Annotated in this window: 17 protein-coding genes and 1 pseudogene; all 18 read right to left on the bottom strand. The window is 33.9% G+C overall.

All coding sequences use genetic code 11. The features are described from left to right. Positions 1-2 precede the first annotated feature (2 nt). The 18 genes and pseudogenes from BZARG_RS10170 to porW all read right to left on the bottom strand — a co-directional run bounded on the left by BZARG_RS10170 (position 3) and on the right by porW (position 15,651). A complete protein-coding gene (locus BZARG_RS10170; RefSeq protein WP_040288461.1) occupies positions 3-779 on the bottom strand; it encodes a DUF4292 domain-containing protein in 777 nt (258 codons plus the stop codon). Beyond that, positions 772-2,139: a tetratricopeptide repeat protein gene (locus BZARG_RS10165; protein WP_008638079.1), complete on the bottom strand. Its 1,368-nt coding sequence runs from the start codon at positions 2,137-2,139 to the stop codon at positions 772-774. The genes BZARG_RS10170 and BZARG_RS10165 overlap by 8 nt, the downstream gene beginning before the upstream one ends. A gap of 25 nt (positions 2,140-2,164) precedes the next feature. After that, positions 2,165-3,181: a sugar phosphate nucleotidyltransferase gene (locus BZARG_RS10160; protein ID WP_008638002.1), complete on the bottom strand. Its 1,017-nt coding sequence runs from the start codon at positions 3,179-3,181 to the stop codon at positions 2,165-2,167. A gap of 42 nt (positions 3,182-3,223) precedes the next feature. Further along, positions 3,224-3,538 (bottom strand): annotated as a pseudogene (locus BZARG_RS10155) (GIY-YIG nuclease family protein). 166 nt (positions 3,539-3,704) lie between these two features. Continuing rightward, positions 3,705-4,139 carry a dUTP diphosphatase gene (gene dut, locus BZARG_RS10150; RefSeq protein WP_008637925.1) on the bottom strand — a complete coding sequence of 145 codons (435 nt, stop codon included), beginning with the start codon at positions 4,137-4,139 and terminating at the stop codon, positions 3,705-3,707. A gap of 1 nt (position 4,140) precedes the next feature. Continuing rightward, a complete protein-coding gene (locus BZARG_RS10145) occupies positions 4,141-5,601 on the bottom strand; it encodes an oligosaccharide flippase family protein (protein WP_008638026.1) in 1,461 nt (486 codons plus the stop codon). A 168-nt stretch (positions 5,602-5,769) separates the two neighbouring features. Continuing rightward, on the bottom strand, positions 5,770-6,351 hold the full coding sequence (locus BZARG_RS10140) for a hypothetical protein (RefSeq protein ID WP_008637909.1): 582 nt from the start codon (positions 6,349-6,351) through the stop codon (positions 5,770-5,772). A 76-nt stretch (positions 6,352-6,427) separates the two neighbouring features. Beyond that, entirely contained in the window at positions 6,428-7,288 is an 861-nt protein-coding gene (atpG, locus tag BZARG_RS10135) for an ATP synthase F1 subunit gamma (protein ID WP_008638038.1), read from the bottom strand. A gap of 28 nt (positions 7,289-7,316) precedes the next feature. Further along, positions 7,317-7,652 (bottom strand): four helix bundle protein, encoded by a 336-nt coding sequence (locus BZARG_RS10130; protein ID WP_008638030.1) that lies wholly within the window; start codon positions 7,650-7,652, stop codon positions 7,317-7,319. A 77-nt stretch (positions 7,653-7,729) separates the two neighbouring features. After that, positions 7,730-9,310: a F0F1 ATP synthase subunit alpha gene (gene atpA, locus BZARG_RS10125; protein WP_008637995.1), complete on the bottom strand. Its 1,581-nt coding sequence runs from the start codon at positions 9,308-9,310 to the stop codon at positions 7,730-7,732. A 56-nt stretch (positions 9,311-9,366) separates the two neighbouring features. Then, positions 9,367-9,903 (bottom strand): ATP synthase F1 subunit delta, encoded by a 537-nt coding sequence (atpH, locus tag BZARG_RS10120; RefSeq protein ID WP_040288459.1) that lies wholly within the window; start codon positions 9,901-9,903, stop codon positions 9,367-9,369. 97 nt (positions 9,904-10,000) lie between these two features. Next, positions 10,001-10,501 (bottom strand): F0F1 ATP synthase subunit B, encoded by a 501-nt coding sequence (locus tag BZARG_RS10115; RefSeq protein WP_008638126.1) that lies wholly within the window; start codon positions 10,499-10,501, stop codon positions 10,001-10,003. Positions 10,502-10,596: 95 nt separating this feature from the next. Beyond that, positions 10,597-10,785 (bottom strand): ATP synthase F0 subunit C, encoded by a 189-nt coding sequence (gene atpE / locus BZARG_RS10110; RefSeq protein ID WP_008638050.1) that lies wholly within the window; start codon positions 10,783-10,785, stop codon positions 10,597-10,599. A gap of 41 nt (positions 10,786-10,826) precedes the next feature. Continuing rightward, positions 10,827-11,936 carry a F0F1 ATP synthase subunit A gene (gene atpB, locus BZARG_RS10105; RefSeq protein ID WP_040288457.1) on the bottom strand — a complete coding sequence of 370 codons (1,110 nt, stop codon included), beginning with the start codon at positions 11,934-11,936 and terminating at the stop codon, positions 10,827-10,829. Positions 11,937-12,074: 138 nt separating this feature from the next. After that, the gene (locus BZARG_RS10100) at positions 12,075-12,446 is read right to left on the bottom strand and encodes a DUF6168 family protein (RefSeq protein WP_008638088.1); all 372 of its coding nucleotides are present in this window, start codon (positions 12,444-12,446) and stop codon (positions 12,075-12,077) included. Further along, positions 12,439-12,690 carry an AtpZ/AtpI family protein gene (locus BZARG_RS15515; RefSeq protein ID WP_237702591.1) on the bottom strand — a complete coding sequence of 84 codons (252 nt, stop codon included), beginning with the start codon at positions 12,688-12,690 and terminating at the stop codon, positions 12,439-12,441. Before BZARG_RS15515 ends, BZARG_RS10100 begins: the two co-directional genes overlap by 8 nt. After that, complete coding sequence (locus BZARG_RS10090) at positions 12,665-13,069, bottom strand: bactofilin family protein (protein ID WP_008637930.1); 405 nt, start codon at positions 13,067-13,069, stop codon at positions 12,665-12,667. The genes BZARG_RS15515 and BZARG_RS10090 overlap by 26 nt, the downstream gene beginning before the upstream one ends. A gap of 5 nt (positions 13,070-13,074) precedes the next feature. Next, complete coding sequence (gene porW / locus BZARG_RS10085) at positions 13,075-15,651, bottom strand: type IX secretion system periplasmic lipoprotein PorW/SprE (protein WP_040288451.1); 2,577 nt, start codon at positions 15,649-15,651, stop codon at positions 13,075-13,077. Between the last annotated feature and the right edge of the window lie 85 nt (positions 15,652-15,736).

The raw sequence follows: 15,736 nt of genomic DNA, 5'->3' as shown, positions 1-15,736 counted from the left end.
GATTATTTTAAATCAATTTCTTCAAATCCCGAAGGAATTTTAAACGGAAAACGAACAGGTTCATTTAAAGTAACCGATTTAAACTGGAGTTCAATAATTGTTTCGCTACCAGCTTCCAAAGCTATTACTTTCAACTGTTCTGGTAAGCTTTGTTTGTCTATAATTTGATAACTTAAGTAATCGATTTGCAGAAAACGCGATTCTTTTGGTTGCTGAAACTGTTGGGAATCCAATTTAAAATAAGATGAATTAACAATGTAAAATAGCTCAAAAAGTGCCAATTGCTTTTTCGGTTGAAACAAATACCCTTCTTCAAAAACCGACATATTAAAGTTGTTTTTATCTAAATCGAAAATAGCATTTCCTAGCAAAATATTTTGAAGCTCGGCGAAATCGAGTTCTATCCCGAGTACATCACTCAAGTATCTAAAATTACCATCAAAATAGGTATTATCCAACTTATTATAAAACTGCACACCATCTGGAGTAATCATCAAGCGGATAACATTAAATGGTGCATTTACCCAAATAACCTTATCCATTTCCATACGAAACGATATGGTATATGTTTGTGTTTTACTTCCTTCCGAAAAAGTAGCTTTCACTTTGGCTTGCATGGTTTTAAAATCAGGCACGCCTTTTTTGTATGCCTTTAAAACCTCTTTTGTAGATAATGTTAAATCGCTTACATCAGAAGTTAAGGACGCGGTAGACTTACAACCCATAACCACCAAAAACAAGATGAAGACCAGCCAGGAGATATTAAAATATTTATTCATTAATTGAGGACTCTAATTGTTGGGCTTTTTCTATAAACGATTTTGCCTTATTTGTATTATTTAATTGTGTGTATGAAACACTTAATTGTTTGTAAAAATCGGATTGCATTTTAGTATCATCAATAATATAATCCAAACCAATTTCCAATGCATCTATAGCCTCTTGTGGCTTATTAAGTTCATTAAAAGCCACGCCATTTATCAAATAAAATATGGGTTGAGATGGATATTTATTTAATGCCGCCGCACTCATAGATTGCGCTTTTTGGTATGCTTTTAAATCGATATAAAGCAAGAGCATATTTCTAGTAATACCGAAGTTATCACTATCCTTTGCCAAAGCTTTTTCGTAATAAGATAAGGCTTTTTCCTTGTCGCCTTTTTTAAGATAATACTGCGCTACTTCAAAAGAGGAAGTTCCATTTTTATCTTCGGTAACCAAAGCAGTAGCTTCTATTAAATCATGTTCATATTCAGGATTTGCTGATACAAATTTAACAAAATCCGTTAACACCATTATTTTCGCTTCTGGTTTAATTTGTGCACTTTGAATCACTATTTTCATGGAAGCAATTGCTTCTTCTGCATTATTATTTTCAACATAAAACTTATAAAGCGCCAAATGAACTAATTGCGAATTCGGTTTAATTTCTAATAATTTTTTCGCCGTTTCAAATGCTTTATCTTTTTCATTATTTTCACTGTAACGATAAATAAGCGCTAAATAATTGGTTTCTTGATCGGGGTGTTCTTCCACACGCTCTTCTAAATTTTCTATCTGCTCCTTCTTTTTACCAGTTGCAGCATAAATCTGATTTCGAATAATATCTCTGGTCATGGAAAGGCCTAGTTCATCATCCATCTCATCCAACACCTTTAAAGCATTTTTATAGTCTTTGGTTTTCACATATAATGTAGCCAAATCTTCTTTGTAATCTGGATGGTGTTCTACCAATTGCTTTAAAACCTTTATCGCCTTATCATAATCATCTTGTTGTGCGTAAACATCGTAAAGCTCATCTAGGTACCATTCGTTGTCCGACTCCATTTTAACGGCTTGTTTCAGGGCTTTTTCAGCAGCTCCAAAATTTTTAAGCCTGTTATAATTTTTACCTAATTCGAAGTGATAAACCGATTTCGATTTGTCCAAATCGATACATTTTAGAAGTGCTTCAGCTGCACGATCAAAATTTTCAATGCCCTTTTGCTTGAGCGCTTCAAAAAAATAGTCTTGCTGCAAATCTTCAAAATCGCCTAAATCATCTTGATTGATTTTATTATAATCTATTTGCGCATAAGTTGTCTTCGGAGGTATAATCATTCCGAAGAAAAGTAAGATGAAATAGATTTTTTGTTTCATAGATTACCTGTTATAGCAAGTGTTTTTATTCTAATACCGAATAATCACCGATACTTACTTTGGTGAATTCGCCATTATAAGTTACATGATTACCAATCATAGCCTCGTCTAAATTAGCATTTTTTATAGTTGTTTGAGTCTGAATTAAGCTATTTTTAACGCTTGAAGATTCAATAGTACAACCATCACCAATAGAAACATTTGGTCCTACAATAGCATCCTTTAACACAACATTCTTACCAATAAAACAGGGTTGAATGATTTTGGAGTTATTTAGTTGCACATCGTCTGAAATCAACTTTTCGCCATCTGCTTTCAAAAATCCGAGCATACGCGTGTTTGTTTCAACCGTAACGGCTTTGTTACCACAATCCATCCACTCATCAACTTGCCCAGTTTTAAAAACGTTACCAGCAGCCATCATGCGTTTAATACCATCATTAATCTGGTATTCGCCACCATTAACAATATTATTATCTAACACATGTTGCAAGGCTTCTTTTAAAACGCTGACTTCTTTAAAGTAGTATATACCAATAACCGCTAAATCGCTAACAAAGGATTCGGGTTTTTCAACCAGTTCAATAATTTCGTCGTTATCATTGAGTTTTACTACGCCGAAAGCTTCTGGTTTATCTACTTTTTTTACCCAAATAACAGAATCTGCCTCTTGGTCCAATTTAAAATCGGCACGAATTAAAGTATCAGCATACGCAATTACGGTTGGACCTGATAAAGAGTCTTTAGCACACATAATAGCGTGTCCTGTTCCTAACGGTTCATCTTGGCGGTAAATAGATGCCTTGGCGCCTAATGATTCGGCTAAAGCCTTTAAACTACTTACCACATCATCGCCAAACCAAGCAGGATCGCCTAAAATGAAAGCGATTTCTTCAACCGGTTGGTCGAGAACTTTGACAATATCCTTCACTAATCTGTGAACGATTGGTTGTCCCGCAACCGGTATTAATGGTTTTGGTACGGTTAAACTATGTGGACGCAGACGAGAACCTCGTCCAGCCATTGGTACTATTATTTTCATAACTATGCTCCGCCTTGAGCGGAGTATCTTTTAATTATTAAACTAATATCTTAATTTACTATTATTTGGTTTCCAGTTGATACTTAAATCAGACCAACTCGGATTCATTTCTTCTATTAATTCTATTTTCCAATCTCTTTTCCATTTTTTAAAGTTTCTTTCTCGCTTTTCAGCTTCACTTCCGTTATTAAACTCTTCAAAATATACTAATTTATCACAATTGTATCTTGCTGTAAACGATTTTGGATAGATTTTTAATTAATGTTCCTTTACGCGTTCATCTATATTATCGGTCACGCCAATATACAAAACACCTTTTGGCTTGTTTGTCATGATGTAAACATACCAAAGTTCCATTTTTATTGATTTAATATTGATATTTAACGCTTCACAAATTTTGATAAACTCCAAATTCTAATGGCAATTATGCCTATTTGCCTTGATATAGGCTTTTCAATATTTTTTTACTATCGATTTTGAGATTAGCTTCGCTGAATCTTCGATTTCCTGCTTTCGCAGGAATTTAGGAGACTCCAGTACTCCCAAATCCACCTGCACCTCTATCGGTATCTGATAAAGCTTCTACTAGCTCCCATTCTGCGCGTTCGTGTTTCGCAATAACTAATTGTGCGATGCGTTCGCCATTTTGAATGGTGAAATCTTCATTTGACAGGTTAACTAATATTACGCCAATTTCACCACGATAATCAGCGTCAATAGTTCCTGGCGCGTTTAAAACGGTGATGCCATTTTTAGCTGCTAATCCGCTACGTGGTCGGACTTGCGCTTCAAATCCAATAGGAAGTTCAATAAATAAACCAGTTCCTACAATGCTGCGTTCTAAAGGCTTTAATACTCTTGACTCTGAAATATTTGCTCTTAAATCCATTCCTGCCGATGCTATAGTTTCATAGTGTGGCAAATTATGATTGGATTTATTTATTATTTTAATAGTCATATTATGATTTTAATAATTGTTTAATTTCTTTTCGTTCTGACATATACACGATTCCCAAAAATACAATTAACATTGGAATTCCTATTGCAAAATTACCTCTAAAATAGTAAAACGATGTCACTGACAGACCAATAGACAAGGCTAAATAGATTCCAATTTTCTTTAAATTATAAGGAATCGGATAGTATTTGCGTCCAAAATAATAGGAAAGCAATACCATAATTGCGTAAGCAATAAGCGTTGCAATTGCCGATGCTTTATAACTGTAAGTTTTAATAAATAGTATGTTTATGGTAAGCGTTACTAAAGCCCCAACAATGGATATGTAAGCGCCAAACCTGGTTCTATCCGTTATTTTATACCAAACAGATAGATTGTGATAAATTCCTAAACAGAAATTCGCAATTAGTATAATGGGAACAATCCACATGGCTTCCCAATACGCTTCACTTCTTACAATATAGGGTTTCAATAAATCGGCAAAAACAACAACCGATAATAAAATAACAGATCCAGAGGCGACGAAAAACTCTAAAATACGGGCGTAATTTTTTTGTGGGTTCTTGGTTTTCGCATGACTAAAAAAGAAAGGTTCAATTCCTAATCTGTAAGCGGTTGCGAAAAGCGTCATAAACAGCGCAATTTTATAGCAGGCGGAATACATTCCAATTTCAGTATCAGCAATATCTTTTGGTAATAAGCGATCCAATAAAATACGGTCAAATGTTTCATTTACTGAAAAAGCTACTCCGGCAATTAATACTGGAATGGCATAACGCATCATTTTCTTCCATAAGACGGTATTGAAACTATAGGTAATCGATGTATAAAACGGCAGCATAAAAGCCAAGGTGATACCGCTGGCAATTAGATTGGCAATAAAAATATAATTGATTTCGAAATTGGTAACATAGACACTTTCAAATAGGGTGCTTTGGTCTGCTAAATCAGATAAATATAATAAGAAGAAAATATTTAAACCCAGATTAATGGCGACGTTTAATATTTTAATAATAGCGTAGCGCATGGGACGTTGAGCGGCGCGAAGCCAAGCAAATGGTATAATTACCAGAGCGTCCAAAAGGAGAATCCAAATAACGAGCTTGATGTATTTAACATCGATATCTATAAAGGATGCAATTTGATTTTGAAACAACAATGCCAAAATAAAAAAACCGACAGACGACACGATTAATGAAATAGCAGATGTTCCAATAACGGTTTCCTGATTTTCATCCTTATTGAAAAAACGAAAAAATGCCGTTTCCATACCATAGGCTAGAACCACATTAAAAAGTACAAAATATGAGAAAATAACGGAGATTTTCCCATATTCAGCAACCGATGATAGTACACCATCCGTTGTATAAAGAGGCACCAAAATAAAGCTTAACATACGTGGTAAAACCGTTGCTAAACCATAAATAAAAGTCTGTTTAAAAAGTGCTTTGAGTCCGCTCAAAATAAAATTAGAATATAGTTTAAATGTATTGAATTACCGACAGCTATAAAAGTGTTTGTTCATGATTTTAATGAGATAGAGCTTTTTAAGCCTATAATAAAAAAAAAGACCTTTCAAGTTTTGATCTTGAAAGGTCTTTTTTAAAATTTATTAAAATTATAACTAATTTTATTCATTAATTTCAATCAACGAACCTTTATAGTATCCAGATATTTCATTACCGTTTATTACAATTGAATATTCAATTTCATAAGTATCATCATCAATTTTAGTTATTTTAATACTGTTATTTTCGTCAACAATATTTCCTTCATCAGTATCGTACCAGGTTTCAATTAACCCTGTTCCACTGCTATTAGTATCTATTAATTGTTCATTTTCCATTCTCGTAATCGTAGAAAGCGCATGAGGAAAATTAGAGTTTGAATCAAAATTAGCATTTGAAGGGTTTAAAAAAGTATAGTTACCTTCTAGATCAAGCTTATTAATAGTAAAATTGAATAATTGAATATCACCTTCATAAGAATACCAATCACTAGTATTATTATTACTTATTACGATATCTACTTCATTGGGATCCTCGTAGATGAATGCATGAGCAAAAGGAGTACTAAATTCTTGTCCGTTAATTATAGTAGCATTTTCTTGAGTTTCTTGAACTATTTCGTTTCCTGATGCATCATCGTCACCTGAACAACTAGTAATAATAAATAATAAAATTAAAAATGATGAGATACTGATGTTTTTCATGTTATAAAATTTGGGGTTATATTAATTATTAAGAGCTTTTACTCTATTTAAAAATTTGACTTCGCTATCGCTACGTCTAATTGTTTAAAGCTTCCGCCCCACCAACAATTTCAAGGATTTCGTTAGTAATAGAAGCCTGACGTGCTTTATTGTATGTTAATTTCAATTCATCACGTAAGTCGGTTGCATTATCTGTTGCCTTGTGCATAGCCGTCATACGAGCGCCATGTTCTGAAGCAAAAGAATCTCTGATACCTTTATACAATTGTGTCTTTAAAGACTTTGGAATCAATTGCTCAATGATTTCAATTTTAGAAGGTTCGTAAATATAATCTAATGTTACACTTTCGTCTTTTTCAATTGGTACAATTGGCAAGAATTGCTCCACCATTATCTCTTGCGTTGCTGCATTTTTAAACTTGTTGTAAACGATTTCAATTTTATCGAATTCGCCTTCAACAAATTTCTCCATCAACAATTCAGCTAAATCAGCTACATTTTCAAACGTTAAATCATCAAAGATTTCACTTTTATTTGCAATTACTTTGTCTGTCTTCTTAAAAGCATCGTAAGCCTTTTTTCCAACAGTTATATATGAAACATCTTTATCTGCATATCTTTCAGCAGTTGTTCTATTAACTGCTTTAATGATATTAGAGTTGAAGGCACCACAAAGTCCTCTATTTGAAGTAATAGCTACAATAAGTACCTTTTCCACTTCACGTTGATCTGAATATCTACTCCCAGAATCAGCGTTTGAAGTTGCGCTTAAATCCTGTAAAAGCTCGGTTAACTTATCTGCATAAGGACGCATAGCTGTAATAGCATCTTGCGCTTTCTTTAACTTTGCAGCCGATACCATTTTCATGGCACTGGTAATTTGCATCGTTGAAGATACCGAGGTTATTCTGTTACGTATTTCTTTTAAGTTTGCCATAATCAAGTGATGAGTTAGGAGTGATGAGTTAAGAGTTTTTAATTATTGCCACTAAAATTCTAATTAATTCTTCACACTTGTTCTTCATGTCTTTTGGTACTACTCTCCCAGTTGCTTCAAGAATTTCCAACCAATAAATGGTTTCATCTGCTTCTTTGAGTGCTATACCAAACTTATTTTTAAAATCTTTTTTACTAACTTCTCTTTGAGCTTCCCTGGTATTGGCTCCAATACTTGTTCCACTTTTTAGCAATTGAGAGGCTAATTCAAAATCTTTATTTTCTTTTAATTTATCACAATAAATAACTATTTCACAAGCGAATTGGAAACTCTTAATTCTAATAGGACTTTCGTTTAAACTCATTTATAGTTATTTAATTATGAATTTAGAATTAAGGTAAGGAAACTCCGCACTCATAACTCTAAACTCATAACTTACTACTACTTTCTATATTTCGCTGATAAATCTTTAGCTACCAATGTTAAGGTATCTGTAACTTCATCAGTTAATTTCCCTGCTTTTAATAAGGCTAACACATCGCTATGTTTTGCTCTTAAAAATTCTAAATAATCACGTTCAAATTCTTTTACTTTTTCAACAGGCACATCTCTTAATAAGTTTTTAGATCCAGCATAAATAATTGCGACTTGATCTTCCACTGTAAATGGATCGTTTTGTGCTTGCTTTAAAATTTCAACATTACGTTTACCTTTGTTAATCACATTTAAGGTAACAGCATCCAAATCAGAACCAAATTTAGCGAAAGCTTCTAATTCACGGAACTGCGCTTGATCCAATTTTAAGGTTCCAGAAACTTTTTTCATGGATTTAATCTGTGCGTTACCACCAACACGCGATACAGAAATACCTACGTTAATTGCTGGACGAACACCAGAGTTAAATAAATCACCATCCAAGAAAATCTGACCATCTGTAATAGAAATCACGTTTGTTGGAATATACGCTGAAACGTCACCGGCTTGTGTTTCAATAATAGGTAATGCCGTTAAAGAACCGCCACCTTTTACCATTGGCTTTAAAACGTCTGGTAAATCGTTCATTTCTCTAGCAATAGCATCGTTATTGATAATTTTCGCAGAACGCTCTAATAAACGAGAATGTAAGTAGAAAACATCACCTGGATACGCCTCACGTCCTGGTGGACGACGTAATAATAACGATACTTCACGGTATGCAACGGCTTGTTTTGATAAATCATCAAAAACAATTAATGCTGGACGACCTGTATCTCTAAAATACTCACCAATTGCAGCACCTGCGAATGGCGCGTATACTTGCATTGGAGCAGGATCGGAAGCATTAGCAGCTACAATAGTTGTATAGGCTAAAGCACCTTTTTCTTCTAAAGTTTTTGCAATTAAAGCTACTGTAGACGCTTTTTGTCCTATAGCAACATATATACAATATACAGGATTACCTGCATCGTAAAATTCTTTTTGATTTAAAATAGCATCAATACAAACGGTAGTTTTACCAGTCTGACGGTCACCAATAACCAACTCACGTTGACCACGACCAACAGGAATCATAGCATCAATAGCTTTAATACCCGTTTGTAAAGGTTCTGTTACCGGTTCACGATAAATAACACCTGGCGCTTTACGCTCCAAAGGCATTTGATATGTTTCACCTGCAATTGGACCTTTTCCATCTATTGGAGTACCTAAAGTATCAACCACACGACCAACAATACCTTCACCTACATCAATAGATGCGATACGACCCGTACGTTTAACTATTGAGCCTTCACGAACACCTACTGAAGGTCCTAATAATACGATACCGACGTTATCTTCTTCAAGGTTCAGTACAATACCTTCTAGCCCACCGTCGAATTCTACTAATTCTCCGTATTGTGCATTTGAAAGTCCGTAAGCACGTACAATACCATCACCAACAGTTAATACTGTTCCTACTTCATCTAAAGAAGCACCCGCTTCAAAATTTGAAAGTTGTTGTTTTAAGATTGCTGATATTTCAGCTGGTTTTACTTCTGCCATCTTTATTTAGATATTAGACGCTAGAGATTAGATGTTTGCCATCTACTCTAACTATTTTAATTTGTTGTAAATTCTCTTTTTAACTTATTCAATTTGCTAGCAATACTTGCATTGTATTGAATATCGCCAACACGTAAAATGAAGCCACCCAAAATGTCTTCATCCACTATATTTTTCACCGTTACGGCTTTATTGGTTAACTCTTTTATTTTAGTTAACACTTTTATTTCAATGTCTTTAGTAAGTGGCACTGCCGTTGTTACCGTTGCAGATTGCTTACCATTTTGAATATCGAATAACTCGGTATACTTATCAGCAATAGCGTCCATAATATCCAAACGCTTATTAGCATCCAAGACTTTAAAAAGCTCTATTGTCATAGGATGTGTATCTGGAAAAACTTGTAATAAAATCGCTTTTTTTGCTTCCGATCTTACCACAGCATTTTTAAGCGCTTCATCCAAATTCTGGTTATCCTTAAGGGTTTTTGCAATTAAAACCATGTCGGTATTAATAGCTTCGGCAACCTGTTTATCAGTTGCTAAACTTAACACTGCTTTTGCATAACGTATTGCTGCTCTTGTTCCTGCCATTATTATGCCCACGAAAGTGGGTATCTTTTAAATTATACTTCTATTCCTATTTACACTTCCATGGTCTATCTATTGAGAGTACCTTGTTGTGTAATTTTTAGTTTAAAGTTGCTTCACCTAACATAGACTCAACCAATTTCATTTGCTTGTCTTTATTAGATAATTCTTCGCGAACTACTTTTTCAGCAATTTCTATAGATAAAGAAGCCACTTGCGTTTTCAATTCTGCAATTGCTGATACCTTTTCAGTTTCAATGGCGTCTTTTGCTTTCTCAATCATAGCGTTTGCCACTACTTGCGCTTCGTCTTTTGCTGAAGTAATCATTTGATCCTTCATTTCGCGAGCTTCTTTTAACATAGAATCTCTTTCCATACGCGCTTCCTGAAGTAACTTTTCGTTAGACGCAGTAAGGTTTTGCATTTCTAATTTTGCACTATCAGCAGCATCTAATGCCTCTTGAATTCCATCTTCTCTTGATTGCAAAGCATCCAAAATAGGCTTCCATGCAAATTTTCTCATTAATAAAATAATTATTAATAAGATAACAGCTTGCATAAAAAACAAGCCTACCGAAAAATCGTTTAATAAAGTTTCCATACTATATAGATTACTAAAGTTCTCTTTTGTTTAATTTAAAACAGTTTCTGCAACCAACCGTTGCAGAAACGTGTTTTTTTACTTTTAGGAAATTCTTATTTCCCTAGGATTAATGCACCGAATGCCAAACCTTCCAATAAGGCACCGATGATGATCATAGCAGTCTGAATTTTTCCAGCTGCTTCTGGTTGACGAGCAATACTTTCCATTGCTTTTGATCCAATCATACCTAAACCGATTCCACCACCGATTACGATCATTCCTGCTCCAATTAAATTGTACATACTAATTTGGTTTTATAAATATTAATTAAACAAACTCTTCGTTAATGCTCATCGTGCTCCTCTACAGCCATACCAATAAATAACGACGATAACATCGTAAAAATAAAGGCTTGTAAAAAGGCTACTAGAATCTCGATAAACATGATAAATAATGCCAACACTAATGACATACCTGTAGATACTACTGGGCCAAAAGAGGCTTTCAGTGTAACCATTAAGGCAATTAAACTCATTACAATAAAGTGACCTGCTGTTATATTTGCGAATAAACGCAATAATAATGAAAACGGCTTGATCAAAATAAATCCTACCAACTCGATAACTGCTAAAATTGGTCTTAAGATATATGGAACACCAGGCATCCATAAAGTGTGCGCCCAAAAATCTTTGGTACCGCTAACCAAATAAATAACCATTGTAAAAATAGCCAAACAAGCTGTTACAGCTATCTGTCCTGTAACGTTAAAACCAAATGGGGTTAAACCTAACATATTTAGAATCCAGATAAAGAAAAATACAGTTAACAAAAAGCCCATAAATTTACGGTACTTTTTCTCACCGATATTTGGACGAGCAATTTCATCGCGCACATAAATTACTAATGGCTCTAATACTCTTGAAAATCCTTTTGGAATTGTTTTACCCTTCTTATAACCTCGTGCTAATCCGCCAAAGGCCAATAACATTATTAGTCCCGTAAATATCATACCGAAAACACTTTTAGTAATAGAGAAATCAATTACTCTTTTAGCGTTGGTTGGGTGCGCTGCTTCGTCCAAGTTAAGCGAAGTAGCGTTATTTTCTAATTCGTAAATTTTGGAATGGTACTTTACCAATTTTGTCTCGTCCTTTTCTACAATAACAGTTCCGTTATCATCGTGCTGGAAAGCAGAGGACATAAAGGTTTTTAAACCATCATTTGTCCAGACAATTACTGGTAAAGAAAAACCATAATGTACACCCGTTTTGTTGTTGGTGTACAAATGGAAGTCGTGAGAATCTTTAAGGTGATGTGCAATATATGCTCGGATCTCCTCTGGTGAATCTATTAAATTGTTTTCAACAGTATCATCTTGAGCAAATGCTGTAAAAGAAGTTAATGCTAAAACGAATACTACTAATAACTTGATAGATTTTTTTGCTACCATCATATTTTTTCTAACTAATGAAATTTATGCTCTCCTAAATTTTGTGCAAAGGTAAGTAATAATTTAAAAATCGAACCCTTTTTTTATTTAAGTTTTTTTTGCTTTTAATAAATCAGAATAAAGATTTATATCCACGGATAACTATTTGCTATTTAACAACTTTGCAACAGCAATACCTTCCACTATTAGAAAGATAAATAAGGGAACTACCAATGCTACGCGTTCTGGTTGCGATAAATCGTCATTTTCAAAAACTGTTGTTTGAAAAATTAATAAAAAGAAACCGATTTTAAAGCACATTAGCATGAGATACAAATAACCAGCTTGGCTCGGTAAATGTTCGGCTACAAATTCTATAGCTGAATAAATTAATACCACTGCTATAGCATGGAATAAATACACATGTAATAATGAAAAACTTAAATCTGTACTGATAAGTTTGGCATGAATAAAATAGCCTGCCGCAAACAATAATGTTACGGTTATAAGCATAAAAACAATACGTTTAATCATCAGAATCTTTATTGGTTAATTGCAAAACTTGATATATCACGGAGGCAATAGCTATAAAAACAGCTATTAATGATACGATTTTGTAATATAGTTGATCGGTGTTATTAAATTTCACATCCAGCCACTCGCCTAACTTACTACCTAAATAAATAGTTAAGCCCATTTGCAACCCTATGGATGTAAACCGGATATACTTATTAATCGGTTTACTCGTCTTATTATTTTTTGGTTTTTTCTCGATCACCTTTATTAATTTCGGTTGCTGCTCCTTTCATCGCACAATTTACATTAAATGTTGCACCTGGCTCCACGGCTAATTTACCTAAAGTAACCTCCCCTTCTACATGCGCTGTATTTTTTAAAGTTAATGTTCCAGATAGTGTTAATGTACCTGAAAATGTACCTTCAAAATATGCATCCGTACCTGAAATAGTACCTTTTACCATACCTGATTTTCCAACAACAATTTTTCCTGGTGTTTTAATACTACCTTCTACGGTTCCATCAATTCTGAAATCACCATCACTATCCAAGTCACCAACTATTTTGGTGCCTTTGGCTATTAAGTTTTGACTGGATGTTGATTCTGGACTTGATTTACTTTTTTTGCTCTCTGAAAACATGGCTATTAATTTTTATAGTTTTGATTTTGGGCTAAATATGAATCCATATTTTTATGGATTTGTAACGTTGTATAATGGCTTGAAGAAATAGCAAAATGTTGATGCACTATTTTATCTTTTTTTCTTTCTTCTAAAGCGGCGGCATATCCTGTAGCTTCTTCTTTACTAGTTAATCCATGAATAATTACAAATGTTAATTCAGGATTATATAAGTCGATTGAAAGAGACATATTGAAAATTTGTACTTCTTCAATCTCTTTTTCAACTCTTTTTGCAAATTCTGTAATCTCTTTTTCTTCTGAAGAATTAAAGAAATACACCACTTTATAATGTGTCTCCTCCGGGTTATCTACAAATGCTGTATTGCTAATTTTAGGCAATAAATTATCAATAATATCTTGTGCTTGCCCGCCTTCTTCTGTATTAGCATAATTATAAGCTACAAAGTTTAGGGCTTTACTGAAAGGTTCATAACCATATAAACGTCCAGTTGCACGGGCTTTTAATAATTCAAATTTTGGAACCAAATCTTCGCCTTCAAAAATACTAATATATTTATCCGATTTATCAATTACCTCCTGATATTTTTGCTTTTCCATGGCCCTATACAAGCTTTCGTAAATGCTTTCTGGACTGCTATCATCTTTTGCTAAAGCCGAATCTGGATTTTTTAAAATCATAGCATATCGCGAATCCGGGAAATTTGCAAGAATATCGTTTTTAGCTATCTCCGCTTCTGCATTCTGACCTTCCAACATGTAAATTTTATACAAATTATATTTACTTGGAACAATTAGTTTCTCATCTGGGTCAAATGCTAATAAGGTTTGAAACTTGCTTTTAGACAAGCCATATTCCTTAAATTTTTCTTTATAAATAAGCCCTAGCTGATAGTAAGCGCGGTCGCGTTCTCTGGTAATACTATCAATTGCTTTTGGTTCTGTTGGAATTTGTGATAAATAAAATTCAGGCTCAAACAGTTCGCTTTCCTCAATATCTTCAATTAATTCATCGGTTTCTTTACTAATTTGAGATTTACCGGTACTGGACCAACGCCAATTGTCTTTTAATTCGCGATCGCCCCATTTTTTTAAAAACTCGTTTTTACCATAAGAAACAGTAGTTGGATTGTAAAAATAAAATTCAGCCTCTTGTGGGTTACCCGGTCCACCGGCTTGTTTTACCATAGAACTCGCAGCTCCAAAACTATTATTATTGTTCACTTCAATAAGTCCTTGGTTGCGCGCGCGTTCTTCCTTTTTCTCCTTTTCAGCCTCTGCTTGTAACCTCAACTCTTGGGTATAGTTTTCAAAATAGGTTGTACGTTCATCAGTGGTCATAGCAACTAAACCTAAGATACTATCGTTAACTACGGCAATATCTTCATATAAAATAACGTCTTCCAAGTTATCGCGTTTTCGCTTGATAATTCGGTAAGGCTTGCTATTCATTTTCATGTTTTGCATGGTGCTATCAAAATAAGCACCAGCTGATTTATACTCGGTATAATCGAAAAATATATCACCTAAATTCTCGTAATCTTTAGATACTAATATTTTATCGGAAGGATTGGTACGTAAGGATTTATTATAATATGTAACGGCTAAAGAATCTGAATCATTTTGTTCATGATATTGGGCAATCTGATAATGGATTTCACCTAAATAAGGTCGGTTTTCCCGATCGGATTCCAGTTCATGTAGTAATTCCAATAGTGCATGTTTATCGCCTTCATTCATATCAAAATTACGTGCTTTTCCTATATATGCGGCAATACGATAATCTCTTGGCGTTTTACGCTTTAAATCGATAACCCTGTCGAATGCCAAATTTGCACTATCCTTTAAATTCAGCTCATTATACAATTGCGCTTGTATAAAACGGTATCGCCCAAGTTCATCATTCTTTGTTGTTGTTTTTGAAGCTACTTCCAACTGCCAAACGGCGCTATCCAAAGCTTTGATATTAATATAAGCCTGCGCCATCATGGACGTAGCATCAGCTAAATCTTGGCCTTCCACGATTTCTTGATCTAATAAACGTTTTAAATTGCTAATAGCTAATTCATCATTATCTAATCGGATATTGGTTTTTTCACGCCAAATTTTAGCCTGATTAATTTTATCGCTACTCGGATATTTATACAGAATGTAATTAAATGCTTCTAAAGCTGGTAAAAAACGCTGATCGAAATAACGCGCTTTACCTAATAATAAATAGGCTTCATCAATCTGTGGGTTTTTCTCTTTACCCTTTATATTCATACCATGCTTTTGAATAGCTTTTATAGCTTTTTCTTCAGCGTATTCAAAATCCTTGTTTTTGCTTTGTCCAGGAAGCATAATTTCTTCTGAAACCTGCATGCGTTCTATGGGTAAAATCTCCCAATAATTATCGTCATAGGAATCGTTAACGCTTTTCTGACCATTATCTAATGCGAGATGACCGTTATAAAGAATATTGTATTTTGTTGACATCGCATGCATATTGCGACTTAAAAAAGAATCTTTTTTACGCGAACAACTGCTTAACGCTAGTACAATACTAAAGAGAAATATGCTGATTCTAAAAGAGGTCTTCAACGTTTATTGTGTTTAATTATACATAACTAAAAACAGTTATATATATTATGCAATGTCGTAAAAATAAGCATCTTTTTGAATTATT

The sequence above is a fragment of the Bizionia argentinensis JUB59 genome, from assembly GCF_000224335.1.
Classification (GTDB): Bacteria; Bacteroidota; Bacteroidia; order Flavobacteriales; family Flavobacteriaceae; genus Algorimicrobium; species Algorimicrobium argentinense.
This window is presented reverse-complemented; position numbering and strand designations above follow the sequence as displayed.